General features: G+C 60.9%; 13 protein-coding genes. 3 read left to right on the top strand and 10 right to left on the bottom strand.

The window, feature by feature from the left end; all coding sequences use genetic code 11:
* The first annotated feature begins 50 nt into the window (after positions 1 to 50).
* Positions 51 to 2,609: a TonB-dependent receptor gene (locus V5E99_RS09455; RefSeq protein WP_499802215.1), complete on the top strand. Its 2,559-nt coding sequence runs from the start codon at positions 51 to 53 to the stop codon at positions 2,607 to 2,609.
* Between the two features lie 145 nt (positions 2,610 to 2,754).
* Here the strand turns inward: V5E99_RS09455 and V5E99_RS09450 are convergent, their stop codons facing one another.
* Together V5E99_RS09450 and V5E99_RS09445 are read right to left on the bottom strand one after the other, a co-directional pair.
* Positions 2,755 to 3,060, bottom strand: coding sequence for a ribbon-helix-helix domain-containing protein (locus tag V5E99_RS09450; RefSeq protein ID WP_499802214.1), 306 nt, complete (start codon positions 3,058 to 3,060; stop codon positions 2,755 to 2,757).
* Between the two features lie 13 nt (positions 3,061 to 3,073).
* Positions 3,074 to 3,655, bottom strand: a complete 582-nt coding sequence (locus V5E99_RS09445) for a DJ-1/PfpI family protein (protein ID WP_499802213.1) — start codon at positions 3,653 to 3,655, stop codon at positions 3,074 to 3,076.
* Positions 3,656 to 3,970: 315 nt separating this feature from the next.
* Here V5E99_RS09445 and V5E99_RS09440 point away from each other — a divergent pair, with 315 nt between their 5' ends.
* Entirely contained in the window at positions 3,971 to 4,861 is an 891-nt protein-coding gene (locus V5E99_RS09440) for a DMT family transporter (RefSeq protein WP_499802212.1), read from the top strand.
* 92 nt (positions 4,862 to 4,953) lie between these two features.
* Here V5E99_RS09440 and V5E99_RS09435 read toward each other — a convergent pair whose 3' ends face one another.
* The 4 genes from V5E99_RS09435 to V5E99_RS09420 all read right to left on the bottom strand — a co-directional run bounded on the left by V5E99_RS09435 (position 4,954) and on the right by V5E99_RS09420 (position 8,538).
* On the bottom strand, positions 4,954 to 6,171 hold the full coding sequence (locus tag V5E99_RS09435) for a class I SAM-dependent methyltransferase (protein WP_499802211.1): 1,218 nt from the start codon (positions 6,169 to 6,171) through the stop codon (positions 4,954 to 4,956).
* A gap of 176 nt (positions 6,172 to 6,347) precedes the next feature.
* Complete coding sequence (locus tag V5E99_RS09430) at positions 6,348 to 6,965, bottom strand: TPM domain-containing protein (RefSeq protein ID WP_499802210.1); 618 nt, start codon at positions 6,963 to 6,965, stop codon at positions 6,348 to 6,350.
* Between the two features lie 43 nt (positions 6,966 to 7,008).
* A complete protein-coding gene (locus V5E99_RS09425) occupies positions 7,009 to 7,764 on the bottom strand; it encodes a TPM domain-containing protein (protein WP_499802209.1) in 756 nt (251 codons plus the stop codon).
* Between the two features lie 165 nt (positions 7,765 to 7,929).
* A complete protein-coding gene (locus V5E99_RS09420) occupies positions 7,930 to 8,538 on the bottom strand; it encodes a LemA family protein (RefSeq protein WP_499802208.1) in 609 nt (202 codons plus the stop codon).
* A 237-nt stretch (positions 8,539 to 8,775) separates the two neighbouring features.
* Between V5E99_RS09420 and bglX the strand changes: the two genes are divergently transcribed.
* On the top strand, positions 8,776 to 11,067 hold the full coding sequence (gene bglX, locus V5E99_RS09415; RefSeq protein ID WP_499802207.1) for a beta-glucosidase BglX: 2,292 nt from the start codon (positions 8,776 to 8,778) through the stop codon (positions 11,065 to 11,067).
* A gap of 132 nt (positions 11,068 to 11,199) precedes the next feature.
* Here bglX and V5E99_RS09410 read toward each other — a convergent pair whose 3' ends face one another.
* The 4 genes from V5E99_RS09410 to V5E99_RS09395 all read right to left on the bottom strand — a co-directional run bounded on the left by V5E99_RS09410 (position 11,200) and on the right by V5E99_RS09395 (position 14,570).
* Positions 11,200 to 12,357 (bottom strand): phospholipase D-like domain-containing protein, encoded by a 1,158-nt coding sequence (locus tag V5E99_RS09410; protein ID WP_499802206.1) that lies wholly within the window; start codon positions 12,355 to 12,357, stop codon positions 11,200 to 11,202.
* A gap of 1 nt (position 12,358) precedes the next feature.
* Positions 12,359 to 12,949, bottom strand: coding sequence for a YceI family protein (locus V5E99_RS09405; RefSeq protein ID WP_499802205.1), 591 nt, complete (start codon positions 12,947 to 12,949; stop codon positions 12,359 to 12,361).
* Between the two features lie 191 nt (positions 12,950 to 13,140).
* On the bottom strand, positions 13,141 to 13,464 hold the full coding sequence (locus tag V5E99_RS09400; protein ID WP_499802204.1) for a hypothetical protein: 324 nt from the start codon (positions 13,462 to 13,464) through the stop codon (positions 13,141 to 13,143).
* Positions 13,461 to 14,570, bottom strand: a complete 1,110-nt coding sequence (locus tag V5E99_RS09395) for a serine hydrolase domain-containing protein (protein ID WP_499802203.1) — start codon at positions 14,568 to 14,570, stop codon at positions 13,461 to 13,463. The genes V5E99_RS09400 and V5E99_RS09395 overlap by 4 nt, the downstream gene beginning before the upstream one ends.
* Positions 14,571 to 14,673 lie beyond the last annotated feature (103 nt).

Here is a 14,673-nt window from a genome sequence, read left to right as displayed (position 1 = left end):
CGTTGTGTACGCAGGCCTTTTTGGCCCTTTTCGCCGCCCTGGGGGATTTCATGTTTCGCGCGTCTTCGCCTTATCCGTTCACCGTTCTTCGCCCGTCCCTGCTCGCCGCATGCCTGGCGTTCAGCCTGCAGGCCCATGCCGAGTCGATCACTGTGCACCTGCCGGCGCAGCCATTGGCCACGTCACTGAGCCAGATCGCCCAACAGGCGAAGATCCAACTGTTGTTCGACGAAGCGCAGTTGCGCAACCTCAAGGCGCCGGCCCTCGACGGTGATTACAGCGCCGAAGCCGCGATTCGCCAGTTGCTCGACAAGAGTCCGTTCGGCCTGATCAAGGTCAACCAGACCTACGTGGTGCGTCCCGAAGAGCCAGTCACCCGCAGCGGCGACGGGATTCAACTCGACGCCGTGAGCGTGATCGGCAGCGGCACCGAGGTCGATTCCAGCACCGTCGGCCGCTCGACCCTGACCCAGGCCGACATCGACCGCCACCAACCGAGCAACATCCCCAGCCTGTTGGCGACCCTGCCCGGCGTGAGCATGGGCGGCTCGATGAAACCTGGCGGCCAGACCATCAATATCTGGGGCCTGGGCGACGCCGAGGACGTGCCGCTGACCGTCGACGGCGCGACCAAAAGCGGCTTCGAGCGCTACCAGCAAGGCACGATTTTCATCGAGCCGGAGCTGATCAAACGCATTGAAGTGGAGAAAGGCCCGCACTCGATGCTCACCGGCAACGGCGGTTTCGGCGGCACCGTGCACATGGAAACCAAGGACGCCCCGGACCTGTTGCAAGAGGGCCGCAACAGCGGCGCGATGGTCAAATACGGCTACGCCAGCAACGACCATCAGCAAACCTACAGCGGCGCGGTGTTCGGCCGTACCGACGACGGCCGCGCCGATGCGCTGGTGTACCTGACCAAGCGCGATGGCGACGACATGAAGCTCGCCGGCACCCCGCCCGACCCGGACAACAGCTACCCGATCAATCCCAAGCGCTTGCCCAACAGCGCCCAGGATCTGGACGGCCAACTGCTCAAATTCAACCTGCACCTCAATGATGAACACAGCGTCGGCCTGTCGTACTCGCGCTCCCAAAGCGAGCGCTGGACGCCGTTCTCGTCCGCCAGCTACCCGACACCGCCGAGCAAGGACAACATCAAGCAGTATGGCTACGAAAACGCGTTGAAGCGTTTCCTGGCCAACCGCGAAACCACCGACACCACGTGGTCGACCAAGTACCAATACCAGCCGCTGGACAATCGGCTGATCGATTTCAAACTCAGCTACTCGGAGTCCAACACCGACCAAACCGACGAGCGCGATGCCACGGCGTTTTTCCAGACCTCCACCGGCGGACGCAAGATGGACACCGCTTACAAGGACCGCATCCTTGAGGCGAGCAACATCAGCCTGTTCGACACCGGCCCTTTGGCCCACGCGGTGACCAGTGGCGTGCAAATCCGCAAGCACAGCCGCGACACCGAGATGTGGATGCCGGGCAAGACCTACGACGTACCCAAGTACAACTACGGCTATTTCCAGCCAAGCTTCATGCCCCAGGGCAAAGTCGATACCAACAGCGCTTACCTGCAAGACGCCATCACTCTGGGCGACTTTACCCTCACGCCGTCCGTGCGCTACGACCACGTGCGCAACCGTGGCGAGGCTAACGACGCGCCGTACTACAACAACCCGGACCCAAGCATTGGCCACGATTACAGCGACCGCACTTACACCGGTTGGTCGCCACGACTGTCGGCCTTCTGGCGGGTCACGCCGGATGTCGGGTTCTTTGTCGATTACAGCAAAACCTGGCGTGCGCCGGTGATCGACGAGCAGTACGAAGTCCAGGGCCTGGGCAGCCGCACCGCCACCAGCGTCGACCTCGACCCGGAACGCATCACCGGTTGGCGCGCCGGTAACATCAGCCACTTTGCCAACGTGTTCCAGGACAACGACAACGTGCAAATCCGCACCACGCTGTTCCGCAACAAGATCGACGACGAGATCTTCAAGGCCACCGGCGTCGGCTGCGAAAACCAGGCGATCAAGGGCGGCACCATTGCGTCCGACTGCAAGGGCTCAGGCCCGATGAGCAACTACCGCAACATCGGCGGGCTGACCATCAAGGGCTTCGAAGTGGAAAGTTTCTACGACTCGACGTACCTGTTCGGCTCGCTGTCGTACTCGTGGATGACCGGCAAACACGAAGGCGCCTACACCAACCCGTGGGGCCCGGATGTCTGGGTGCGGGATGTGCCGCCGCCGAAATGGATCGCGGTGCTGGGGGTGAAGATTCCGAGCTGGGACGCCCAAGTCGGCTGGCAGGGTGAGTTCGTGCGCAAGTCCGACCGGTTACCGAGCGACCACTACGGTTCGAGCAAAAATACCGTGGGGGATGTGTTTTACGACCAGTACGCCAACGACCGGTACAACGTGCAGGGGTTGTTCGCGAACTGGAAGCCGCAGCAGGCTTATCTGAAAGGGACAGAGGTGAATCTGACGGTGGATAACCTGTTCAATGAGGATTACCGGCCGGCGCTGAGTGGGGATCGGGCGTATAGCCAGGGGCGCAATGCCAAGGTGAGTGTGACGCGGTTCTTCTGATCCAGCATTTGTGGTGTCTGGCCTGGCGCCTTCGCGGGCAAGCCTCGCTCCTACAAGGTTTTGGGGTGTCCGCGAAATTTTCGAGCACCACCAAAACCTTGTAGGAGCGAGGCTTGCCCGCGAAGAGGCCCGCAAGGTCAACGAGCTATTTGGCAGCCGTGCGCACCACCGACAACTCCGGAACAACCACCCGCCGCTGCGACAAATAGCGCATGCAACTCACCCGCAGGAACGACGCAAAATTCACCACTTCCCCGCGATAGTCCATCACCTCTTCATACAACTTGGCGATCAACTGGTTGGTGGTCATGCCGTCGACTTCGGCGATTTCGCTGAGGATGTCCCAGAACTGGTTCTCCAGCCGCAGGGTGGTGACCACCCCGCAGATGCGCAGCGAGCGGGAGCGCGATTCGTAGAGAATCGGATCGGCTTTGACGTAGAGCTCGCACATGGAAACGTCCTCGTTACAGCGTGATTTTGGTGCCCAGCAAGCCAAGGAAACCGGCGAGCCAGCTCGGGTGCGCCGGCCAGGCCGGGGCAGTGGCCAGATTGCCTTGAACGTGACCTTGCGTCACCGGGATATCGATGAACGTACCACCGGCCAAACGCACTTCCGGGGCACAGGCCGGGTAGGCGCTGCACTCGCGACCTTCAAGAATCCCCGCCGCCGCGAGCAATTGCGCGCCGTGGCACACGGCGGCGATCGGCTTGCCGGCCTTGTCGAAATCCCGTACCAGCTCCAGGACTTTTTCGTTCAGGCGCAGGTACTCCGGCGCACGACCGCCCGGCACCAGCAATGCATCGTAATCGGCAGCATTCACCTTGGCGAAGTCGAAGTTCAGGGCAAACAGGTGACCGGGTTTTTCGCTGTAGGTCTGGTCGCCTTCGAAGTCATGGATCGCGGTGCGCACGGTCTGGCCGGCGGTTTTGTCCGGGCACACGGCGTGCACGGTGTGACCGACCATCAGCAGCGCCTGGAACGGCACCATCACTTCGTAGTCTTCGACGTAATCGCCGACCAGCATCAGAATTTTCTTGGCAGCCATGGGGAGGACTCCTCTGGGAATACGTGGGCGTGCAGGAGTATTCAAGGTAGTCCTTAATCGGCAGGGCAGGTAATAACCGACTACTACGGTGATCCCCGTACACGATGATCCCGGTAGGAGCTGCCGAAGGCTGCGATCTTTTGATCTTGATCTTCAGCGATTTCGGAAAAGATCAGGATCAAGATCAAAAGATCGCAGCCTTCGGCAGCTCCTACCAACTGTACGGATAACTCTGTGCCTAGCTGTAACACCGCAGGCTGTGCGGTTTATGGCTAGATGAGGTCACGTCCAATCCTTCGATTCTGGTTACCCATCATGTCCTCGCGCGAAAACACTGGCATGGCCCTCGGCCTGCTTGGCGTCGTCATTTTCAGCCTCACCCTGCCCTTCACACGGATCGTCGTGCAGGAAATCCATCCACTGCTCAACGGTCTGGGCCGTGCGTTGTTTGCGGCGGTGCCGGCGGCGATGTTGTTGCTGTGGCGTCGGGAAAAGTGGCCGACCTGGAAACAGGTCAAGGGCCTGACCCTGGTGATCGCCGGGGTCATTCTCGGCTTCCCGGTGCTCTCGGCCTGGGCGATGCAAACCTTGCCGGCGTCCCACGGTGCATTGGTCAATGGTCTGCAACCGCTGTGCGTAGCGCTGTACGCCGCGTGGCTGTCCCATGAACGTCCGTCGAAAGCCTTCTGGGCCTGCGCGGCGCTGGGCAGTGCGCTGGTGCTCGGTTATGCGCTGATCAGCGGCGCCGGCAGTATCCAGGCTGGTGATTTGCTGATGCTCGGAGCGATTGCCGTGGGTGGGCTGGGTTACGCCGAGGGTGGCCGGTTGGCCAAGGAGATGGGCGGTTGGCAAGTGATCTGCTGGGCGCTGGTGCTGTCGACGCCGTTGCTGATCGGGCCGGTGGTGTACCTGGCGCTGCAACATCAGGGCGAGATTTCCGCCAAGACCTGGTGGGCGTTTGGCTACGTCTCGCTGTTTTCGCAGTTCATCGGGTTCTTCGCCTGGTACGCCGGGTTGGCGATGGGCGGGATTGCGCGGGTCAGTCAGATCCAGTTGTTGCAGATCTTTTTCACGATTGCGTTTTCGGCGTTGTTCTTTGGTGAACACATCGAGCCGATCACCTGGTTGTTTGCTGGTGGGGTGATCGTGACGGTGATGCTGGGCCGCAAGACGGCAGTCAAACCGGCGCGTGTGGTTACGGTGTAAAGCAAGATCAAAAGATCGCAGCCTTCGGCAGCTCCTACATTGGGAGGTCGTAAACCCTGTAGGAGCTGCCGCATGCTGCGATCTTTTCTGCCTTAACCCAGATAACCGTCAGCCCGCAGCAAGGTTTCCAGGCAATGTTCGGTGATCTGGTAGAAATCCTTCAATTCCTGAATCTTCACCAACAACTGGGCCGGGTCCACCGGCTCGGCGCGTTTGACCGCCAGGATCATCTTGTTCTTGTTGGTGTGGTCCAGTGAGATGAACTCAAACACCTTGGTCTCGTAGCCGCAGGCCTCAAGGAACAACGCGCGCAGACTGTCGGTGACCATTTCCGCTTGCTGGCCCAGGTGCAGACCATATTGCAACATCGGCTTAAGCAACGCCGGGCTCTGGATTTGCAAGCGAATCTGTTTGTGGCAGCACGGCGAACACATGATGATCGACGCGCCGGAGCGGATGCCGGTGTGGATCGCGTAATCGGTGGCGATGTCGCAGGCATGCAGGGCGATCATCACGTCCAGTTCGCTCGGCGCCACGCTGCGCACGTCCCCGCACTTGAACACCAGCCCCGGGTGTTCAAGCTTCGCGGCGGCGCTGTTGCACAGGTTGACCATCTCTTCGCGCAACTCGACGCCGGTGACCTCGCCTTCAGCGTTCAAGGTGTTGCGCAGGTAGTCGTGGATCGCGAATGTCAGGTAGCCCTTGCCCGAACCGAAATCCGCCACCCGCACCGGTTTGTCCAGCGCCAGCGGCGAGGTGGTCAGGGCATGGCTGAACACTTCAATGAACTTGTTGATCTGCTTCCACTTGCGCGACATCGCCGGGATCAGTTCGTGCTTGCTGTTGGTCACGCCCAGGTCCGCGAGGAACGGCCGGCTCAGGTCGAGGAAGCGGTTCTTCTCGCGGTTATGCTCGGCGGACGGCACTTCACGCAATTGCTGAGGTTTGCTCTTGAACAGCGAAGATTTGCCCTTTTTGCTGTATTCGAGCTGGGCTTCATCGGTCAGGGACAGCAAGTGCGCATTTTTGAACGCTTCCGGCAGCAACGCGGCAATCGTCGCCACGCCTTCGTCCAGCGGGAAGTTTTTGGTGATGTCGCGGGTCCTGTAGCGGTAGACGAAGGACAGGCATGGCTGATCCTTGACCGTGAGCTGCTTGATGATCAGCCGCTGCAAATCCACTTCGCTGCCGACGTACTTGGCCAGCACCAGTTTGATGAAGGCGTTGGCGTCGAGGCTGGTTTGCAGCAGGTCGATGAACTGGGCGTGGTGATCCGGCGCGAGGCTGGCGGGAGTGGCGGTAGCGGACATGGGAAAAACGGCCTCGGGCGGGCGAATCGGGGAATGGCGGGTATTTTAGGGGGGATGGGAGTTGAGGGCACGGCTAATTTCCCGAACGGTGCAGAATCAAAAGATCGCAGCCTTCGGCAGTGCCTACGCCGAACGCATTCCCTTGTAGGCGCAGCCGAAGGCTGCGATCTCGTGATCTACCCTAAAACCACCAACCGATTCGGCAATTCGTTCCTCACCTGCGTCACCTGCACATGCACCTTGAGCAACTCGCCGCACGCCTCGATACACGTCACGAACCCTTGCAACGTCTGGCCCTGTTTCACCTGTTGGGTAAACGCCGCGACGATCGCGTCCCAGCTCTTGTTGTCCAGCCGTTTGGAGATGCCTTCGTCCACCAGGATCTCCACATAGCGCTCGGCTTCGCAGACAAAGATCAGCATCCCGGTGCTGCCCACGGTGTGGTGCAGGTTCTGCTCGAGAAACTGCCGGCGCGCCAGGTTTGAGGCACGCCAATGGCGAACCCGGCGCGGGATCAGGTGGGTGGTGACTTTGGGAATGCGCAACACCAGGCACAGCACGATAAAACTGGCCCACTGCACCAGCAACAGACTGTGCATGGTCAGCGCGCCGGTCAGGTAATGCACCAGCCCCGGCACCAACAGCGCCAGCAAACTGGCCCACAGCAACGGGATGTACGCGTAGTCATCGGCGCGGGCTGCGAGCACGGTCACCAGTTCGGCGTCGGTCTCGCGCTCGACCCGGGCAATCGCCTCGGCGACTTTGCGTTGTTCGTGTTCGGTCAGTAATGCCATGGTTACGAATGCCTGTTCGCTATTGTTATTAAACGCAGTGTGATCACCAGCCGCCCGACGAACCGCCGCCCCCGAAACTGCCCCCGCCGCCGCTGAAGCCACCGCCCCCACCACCGCCGCCAAAACCGCCACCACCGAAGCCGCCCCCCGAACCACCGGAGCCGCCGCGACCGGCCGGAAGGATACCGAGCATCTGGCAGATGAAAACAGTCAGGATGAACAGCAGCACCAGAAAGATGAACAGGCCCGGGTGTCGCGAGACGAAATCGCTCTGCTCGTCGCCGCCGGAGTCATACACCGTCGACGGCTCGTCCAGCGGACTGCCGCCCAACACCACCAGCATCGCCGCAACCCCGTCGCTGATGCCCTTGCTGAAGTTGCCGGTCTTGAACGCCGGGGTGATCACCTGGTTGATGATCACCGAACTCTGGGCATCGGTCAGGCGATCTTCCAGGCCATAACCGACTTCGATGCGCAACTTGCGCTCATCCCGCGCGACGATCAGCAGCGCACCGTTGTTCTTGTCCTTCTGGCCAATGCCCCAGGCACGACCGAGTTGGTAACCGAAATCGGCGATGTCGGTGCCCTGCAAGTCCGGCAACGTCACCACCACCAACTGCTCGCCGGTAGCGGCCTCGTGGGCCTGGAGCTGCTGGCTCAACTGCTCGCGCACCGCCGGCTCGATCAACTGCGCGTTGTCCACCACCCGCCCGGTCAGCGGCGGGAACTTCAATTCGGCCTGGGCCGTGACTGCGAACACCCAGAGCAACAGCACCAGGCCCATCTTCAACACGCGCATTGGCAACCTCATCCGTGCATAGCCATCAACACAACCCCGTAGGAGCTGCCGAAGGCTGCGATCTTTTGATCTTGAATTTTGGCGATTTCAAAAAGATCAAGATCAAAAGATCGCAGCCTTCGGCAGCTCCTACGGGGATATTCGTTCGCCGTTAAGTTGCGTCGGTCAAAACTTGACTTGCGGCGCTTTTTCGGCGTCCGGGCTGGTGGCTTCGAAGGTTTCGCGGATCGGCAAATCGCTGTACATCACGCTGTGCCACAGACGGCCGGGAAAGGTGCGGATTTCGGTGTTGTATTTCTGCACCGCGAGGATGAAGTCACGGCGGGCCACGGCTATGCGGTTCTCGGTGCCTTCAAGTTGCGATTGCAGCGCCAGGAAGTTCTGGTTGGCCTTGAGGTCCGGGTAGCGCTCGGACACCACCATCAAACGACTCAGGGCACCGGTCAACTGGTCCTGGGCCTGCTGGAATTGTTTGAGTTTTTCCGGGTTATCCAGGGTTTTTGCATCGACCTGGATCGAGGTTGCCTTGGCCCGGGCTTCGATCACGGCGGTCAGGGTGTCTTCTTCGTGCTTGGCGTAGCCCTTGACGGTTTCCACCAGGTTGGGGATCAGGTCGGCGCGGCGCTGGTACTGGTTCTGCACCTGGCCCCAGGCCGCCTTGGCCTGTTCGTCGAGGGTCGGGATGTTGTTGATGCCGCAGCCGGCCAGCAGCGTGGTCAGCAGCATCAGCGCTGCGACTTGCAGGCTCGAGCGATAGTTGAGTCTTACATTCATGTAGGTGATGCTCCCGTGCACAATCCGTTGAAAATCTGCCTGCGACCCAAGAACCGGGCTCTTGGGGCATAATCTGCCGCCACTACTGGATTGCAGCGTGGCAATGGGCTAAAAGATGCCCCAGTACAAAAACGCTTCAGAAGTGTGCTGCATTTACTTGAACAACAATAGTCGCTCCCTAAATTTTGGCTGACCGGCGCGTATTCACTGCCGTTTAGGCCTTTGAGAAAACCATTCATGAAGAAGCTGTGTTTGCTGGGCCTGTTCGTCAGCCTGGCCAGTCATAACGTACTGGCCGCCACGACCCCCGCACCTCTAGAGAACAAGGACGCCTTCGTCAGCAACTTGCTGAAGCAGATGACCCTCGATGAAAAAATCGGCCAGTTGCGCCTGATCAGCATCGGCCCGGAAATGCCCCGCGAGCTGATCCGCAAGGAAATCGCCGCCGGCAACATCGGCGGCACGTTCAACTCCATCACCCGCCCGGAAAACCGTCCGATGCAGGACGCGGCCATGCGCAGCCGGTTGAAGATCCCGATGTTCTTCGCCTATGACGTGATCCACGGCCACCGGACCATTTTCCCGATCAGCCTGGCCCTGGCGTCGAGCTGGGACATGGACGCCATCGCCCGCTCCGGGCGCATCGCCGCCCAGGAAGCCGCCGCTGACAGCCTCGACATCACCTTCGCGCCGATGGTGGATATCTCCCGCGACCCGCGCTGGGGCCGCACCTCAGAAGGCTTCGGTGAAGACACCTACCTCGTGTCGCGCATTGCCGGCGTGATGGTCAAGGCCTTCCAGGGCCAGGGCGCCAACGCGGCCGACAGCATCATGGCCAGCGTCAAGCACTTCGCCTTGTACGGCGCGGTCGAGGGCGGTCGCGACTACAACGTGGTCGACATGAGCCCGGTCAAGATGTATCAGGACTACCTGCCGCCGTACCGCGCCGCGATTGACGCCGGCGCTGGCGGGGTGATGGTTGCACTGAACTCGATCAACGGCGTGCCGGCCACCGCCAACACCTGGCTGATGAACGACCTGTTGCGCAAGGAATGGGGCTTCAAGGGCCTGGCCGTCAGCGACCACGGGGCGATTTTCGAGCTGATCAAGCACGGTGTTGCAGCGGATGGTCGTGAAGCAGCGAAGCTGGCGATCAAAGCCGGCATCGACATGAGCATGAACGACACCCTGTACGGCAAAGAACTGCCAGGGCTGTTGAAAGCAGGCGAAATCCAGCAGAGCGACATCGACAACGCCGTGCGCGAAGTGCTCGGCGCCAAGTACGACATGGGCCTGTTCAAGGACCCGTACCTGCGCATCGGCAAGGCCGAGGATGATCCGGCCGACACCTACGCCGAAAGCCGTTTGCACCGCCCGGAAGCCCGGGACGTTGCCCGTCGCAGCATGGTATTGCTGAAAAACCAGAACGAAACCCTGCCACTGAAGAAAACCGCGAAAATCGCCCTGGTCGGCCCATTGGCTAAAGCGCCGATCGACATGATGGGCAGCTGGGCCGCTGCCGGTAAGCCGGCGCAATCGGTGACCCTGTTCGACGGCATGAACGCCGCCGTGGCCGACAAAGCGACGCTGATCTACGCCCGTGGCGCCAACATCACCAGTGACAAGAAAGTCCTCGATTACCTCAACTTCCTGAACTTCGATGCCCCGGAAGTGGTGGACGACCCGCGTTCGGCCCAGGTGCTGATCGACGAAGCGGTGAAAGCCGCCAAGGACGCTGACGTGGTGGTTGCCGCCGTTGGCGAATCCCGTGGCATGTCCCACGAATCGTCGAGCCGCACCGACCTGAACATCCCGGCCAACCAGCGTGAGCTGATCAAGGCGCTGAAAGCCACCGGCAAGCCGCTGGTGCTGGTATTGATGAACGGCCGTCCGCTGTCGATTCTCGACGAGAAAGAACAGGCTGACGCGATTCTGGAAACCTGGTTCAGCGGCACCGAAGGCGGCAACGCCATCGCTGACGTGCTGTTCGGCGACTACAACCCGTCGGGCAAACTGCCGATCACCTTCCCGCGTTCGGTGGGCCAGATTCCGACCTACTACAACCACCTGAGCATTGGCCGACCGTTCACGCCGGGCAAACCGGGCAACTACACCTCGCAGTATTTCGATGACACCACGGGCCCGCTGTTCCCGTTCGGTTTCGGCTTGAGCTATACCGATTTCAGCCTGAGCGACATGGCCCTGTCATCGACCACGCTGAACAAGACCGGCACGCTCGACGCCAGTGTCACGGTGAAGAACACCGGCAAGCGTGACGGCGAAACCGTGGTGCAGTTGTACATCCAGGACGTGACCGGTTCGATGATCCGCCCGGTCAAGGAACTGAAGAACTTCCAGAAAATCATGCTCAAGGCCGGTGAACAGAAAGTCGTGCACTTCACCATTACCGAGGACGACCTGAAGTTCTACAACGCCCAGCTCAAGTACGCGGCGGAACCGGGCAAGTTCAACGTGCAGATCGGCCTGGACTCCCAGGACGTGACGCAGCAGAGCTTCGAACTGCTGTAATCCCCGAACCTCGCTTCTCCTGTAGGAGCGAGGCTTGCCCGCGAAGAGGCCTTCACATTCAACCTCTTCGTTGACTGTCACGCCGCCTTCGCGGGCAAGCCTCGCTCCTACAGGGGTGTTGGGCGTTAGTGGCTACCCCCGTCGATCCAGCAGATTCACCACCAGCCGATCCACATATCCCCAAATCCTTTGCTTGACCCGCCGCCACAGCGGTCGGCGTTGCCAGGCCTCGAGGCTGACTTCCTGGCTCAGAGAGAAGTCCTTTTCAAAACTTTCCACCACCGCCGCCGTCAATCCGGGGTCCAGCGCTTCAAGGTTGGCTTCCAGATTGAAGCGCAGGTTCCAGTGATCAAAGTTGCATGAGCCGATGCTCACCCAATCGTCCACCAGCACCATTTTCAGGTGCAGGAAACACGGCTGGTACTCGAAGATTTTCACCCCGGCCTTGAGCAATCGCGGGTAGTAGCGGTGCCCGGCGTAGCGCACGGACGGGTGATCGGTGCGCGGCCCGGTCAGCAGCAGGCGTACATCGATACCGTGGGCGGCGGCCCGGCGCAGCGAACGACGAACCTTCCAGGTTGGCAGGAAGTACGGCGTGGCCAACCAGATCCGCCGCTGCCCGCTGTTGAGCGCGCGCACCAGCGATTGCAGGATATCCCGGTGCTGGCGAGCGTCGGCATAGGCGACCCGGCCCATGCCTTCGCCCTTTGAAGGCAGGCGCGGCAAACGTGGCAGGCCAAAGTGCGAGGCAGGTTTCCAGGCACGGCGATGGCGGTTGGCGATCCATTGGCGGTCGAACAGCAATTGCCAGTCGAGCACCAGCGGGCCAGTGATTTCAACCATCACTTCGTGCCATTCGCTGGTGTCTTCGCCCGGGGTCCAGAATTCATCAGTCACGCCCGTGCCGCCGACCACTGCGAGGTGCTGGTCCACCAACAATAACTTGCGGTGATCGCGGTAGAAGTTGCCGACCCAGCGCCGCCAGCTCAGGCGATTGTAGAAACGCAGTTCCACCCCCGCCGCCGTCAGCCGTTGACGCAGGTTCAGGGTAAACGCGAGGCTGCCGTAATCATCGAACAGGCAACGCACCCGCACACCGCGTTCGGCGGCTTGCACCAACGCCTGGACCATGGCCTCGGCGCAGGCGCCCGCCTCCACCAGGTACAACTCCAGCTCGACTTGTTCTTCGGCGCGGGCAATCGCCACCAGCATGCGCGGAAAGAACTGCGGACCGTCGATCAGCAATTCGAAGCGGTTGCCTTCACGCCACGGAAATACGGCACCGGCCATGTCAGCGCGCCGTGAAAATCAGTACCGCACCCACCGGCACCGACAGACTGATCGCCGACAAACCGGCAACCTTACGCAAACTTTCCAGCCCGGGGGCCAGGTCGAAATCTTCAGCGTTGATCACCAGCGGCTCCAGGGTCACCACTTGAAAGCGCCGGTCATCGAGCCGGGTCGCCAACAGTTCGGCGTTATATTCGTGTTGTTTGCCATGCAGATTGACGGTCAGCGGCAAACGCAATTCCAGCTGTGCGCCGGGGGCTAGGTCGTTGATCGGGCGCAGGTCGATTTGCGCGGTGATCAGCGCATCGGGAAACGTCTGGATCTCGAACAGGTCCTTACGCATCCGCTCGTCACGCAGCGGGATGCCGCTGTTGACCGAATCCATCTCGACTTCCACTTGCGCCAGCCCCGAGGGATCGACCTTGCCGTGCAACACCAAAAAGCGCTGCACTTCGGAGATGTTGGCGTTTTTAGTGCTGATGAACGACAGCCGCGACGACTCGCCGTCCAGGTACCAATCGGCGCGGGCCGACAGCGCAGCACCGGCCAGCAGCAGGAAGGCGAGGGTTTGAGCGAGGGAGCGGTTGAACATAGAAACTCGAGGGGCAGATAAACCTGCACGAACCTTAACCGGGCGTGGGCGTGTTGCAAACCTTGAAGATCAAAGATCGCTTTTCGTAGGAGCAAGGCTTGCCCGCGATGACGTCCTTGAGATCGCCATCGCGGGCAAGCCTTGCTCCTACCGCTATACGCCCCGTAGGAACTGCCGAAGGCTGCGATCTTTTAAGGCACCAACCGACATCCCTGCCGTTCACCGACCCACGACGCGCTATTGCTGCGCCCCATGCCACTGACCGTCACGTGCTTGCTGGCTTCGTCATCGCTAAACCCGCTAAACGGCAACCATTGCTTCACATAACCCCGGCAATACGCCGCGTCGTTGTTCATCACATAACGGCACGAGCAATATTCCTTGGCCGTGTAGGCGCTGATGATGTCCGGGAACGCCCACAACGCCACCCGCTCCTGCCAGATCCAGCCGAGCATGGCGATCAACAGCAGCAATAACAGCGTGCTGAACGGCCGACGGCGAACAAAACGACTCATGGCTGCACCTTCCCGGCGAATGCCTTGAGCGCCCGTTTGAGCAACTCATCGTGCTGGTAGCTGCCATCGCGATCATCGGCGTAACGGACGATCACCAGATTTTCGCTGGGGATCACATACAGCGCCTGGCCCCAATGGCCCAACGCCGCGAACGTATCGGCCGGCGCCGCAGGCCACGGTTGTGCCGCGCCGTCCACCGCGCGATTGAGCCACCACTGGCCGCCGGGCACGGCGGTGTCCTGATGGGCGCGATAACCGGCGAAGGGTTCGCGGTTGAACGCGACCCAGTCCTTGGGCAGCAATTGCCGATCGCCCCAACGCCCGTCGCGGGCCATCAACAGCCCGATTCGCGCCAGATCCCGGGCGGTGAGGTAGGCATAGGACGAGGCGACGAACGTTCCGGTGGCGTCGGTTTCCCAAACCGCATGGCCAATCCCCAAGGGTTCAAACAATGCGGTCCACGGGTAGTCCGGATAACGACTCGGGCCGACGATATTTTTCAGCGCCGCCGAGAGCAAATTGCTGTCACCGCTGGAATAGCGGAACGCTTGACCCGGTGCGGCGTATTCATCGTGCCCGGCAGTGAACGCCGCCATATTCCCGTGACCCAGGGTGTAGAGCATCGCCACCACCGAGGACTTGAGCGGCGCGTACTCGTAGTCTTCCTGCCAATCCAGGCCAGACGCCCAGTGCAACAGGTCGGCCAGGGTGATCGCCGGGTGATTTTCCAGCGCCGGGTAAAACTTCACGGCGGGGTCCTGCAGTGAGAACAAGCCTTCGCCATAAGCGACGCCAAGCACCGTGGCCATCAGGCTTTTGCTGATGGACCACGTCAGGTGCGGGGTGTCGGCGCTGGTTGGGCCGGCGTAGCGTTCGTAGATGAGTTGACCGTCGCGGATCACCAGCAAGGCGTCGGTGCGGATGCCTTTTCGAGTACTGTCGTCGCGGGTCGGGAAGGCGTAGGTTTCCAAGGCTTCGAGGGCCGGGCCGGTGATTTTCGGACCTTGCGGCCACTGCTCGGCGGGCCAGGTTTCGGCGTGGGCCGAGAGGCTGAGCAGCAGTATGAAAAGCAGGGACAAGCCTTTGAACATGGGGTGGGCTCGCAAGGATCAGCACCTGCTGAGCCTAGTCGAAAATCATGACAATCTTTCGGCACACACATCCCCCGTAGGAGCTGCCGAAGGCTGCGATCTTTTGATCTTCGTTTTT

Origin of the sequence: Janthinobacterium sp. LPB2021202312-11-4 (genome assembly GCF_037049705.1) — a bacterium.
Classification (GTDB): domain Bacteria; phylum Pseudomonadota; class Gammaproteobacteria; order Pseudomonadales; family Pseudomonadaceae; genus Aquipseudomonas.
The sequence above is the reverse complement of the archived record's forward strand: the minus strand, read 5'-3'. Positions and strand labels throughout refer to the sequence as shown.

Coding starts and splice junctions, on each gene's coding strand:
- V5E99_RS09445 (WP_499802213.1), bottom strand. CDS start 3,655: ATGGCTGCCAAGAAAATTCTGATGCTGGTCGGCGATTACGTCGAAGAC.
- bglX (WP_499802207.1), top strand. CDS start 8,776: ATGAAGAAGCTGTGTTTGCTGGGCCTGTTCGTCAGCCTGGCCAGTCAT.
- V5E99_RS09430 (WP_499802210.1), bottom strand. CDS start 6,965: ATGGCATTACTGACCGAACACGAACAACGCAAAGTCGCCGAGGCGATT.
- V5E99_RS09410 (WP_499802206.1), bottom strand. CDS start 12,357: ATGGCCGGTGCCGTATTTCCGTGGCGTGAAGGCAACCGCTTCGAATTG.
- V5E99_RS09420 (WP_499802208.1), bottom strand. CDS start 8,538: ATGAATGTAAGACTCAACTATCGCTCGAGCCTGCAAGTCGCAGCGCTG.
- V5E99_RS09450 (WP_499802214.1), bottom strand. CDS start 3,060: ATGTGCGAGCTCTACGTCAAAGCCGATCCGATTCTCTACGAATCGCGC.
- V5E99_RS09425 (WP_499802209.1), bottom strand. CDS start 7,764: ATGCGCGTGTTGAAGATGGGCCTGGTGCTGTTGCTCTGGGTGTTCGCA.
- V5E99_RS09440 (WP_499802212.1), top strand. CDS start 3,971: ATGTCCTCGCGCGAAAACACTGGCATGGCCCTCGGCCTGCTTGGCGTC.
- V5E99_RS09435 (WP_499802211.1), bottom strand. CDS start 6,171: ATGTCCGCTACCGCCACTCCCGCCAGCCTCGCGCCGGATCACCACGCC.
- V5E99_RS09400 (WP_499802204.1), bottom strand. CDS start 13,464: ATGAGTCGTTTTGTTCGCCGTCGGCCGTTCAGCACGCTGTTATTGCTG.
- V5E99_RS09405 (WP_499802205.1), bottom strand. CDS start 12,949: ATGTTCAACCGCTCCCTCGCTCAAACCCTCGCCTTCCTGCTGCTGGCC.
- V5E99_RS09455 (WP_499802215.1), top strand. CDS start 51: ATGTTTCGCGCGTCTTCGCCTTATCCGTTCACCGTTCTTCGCCCGTCC.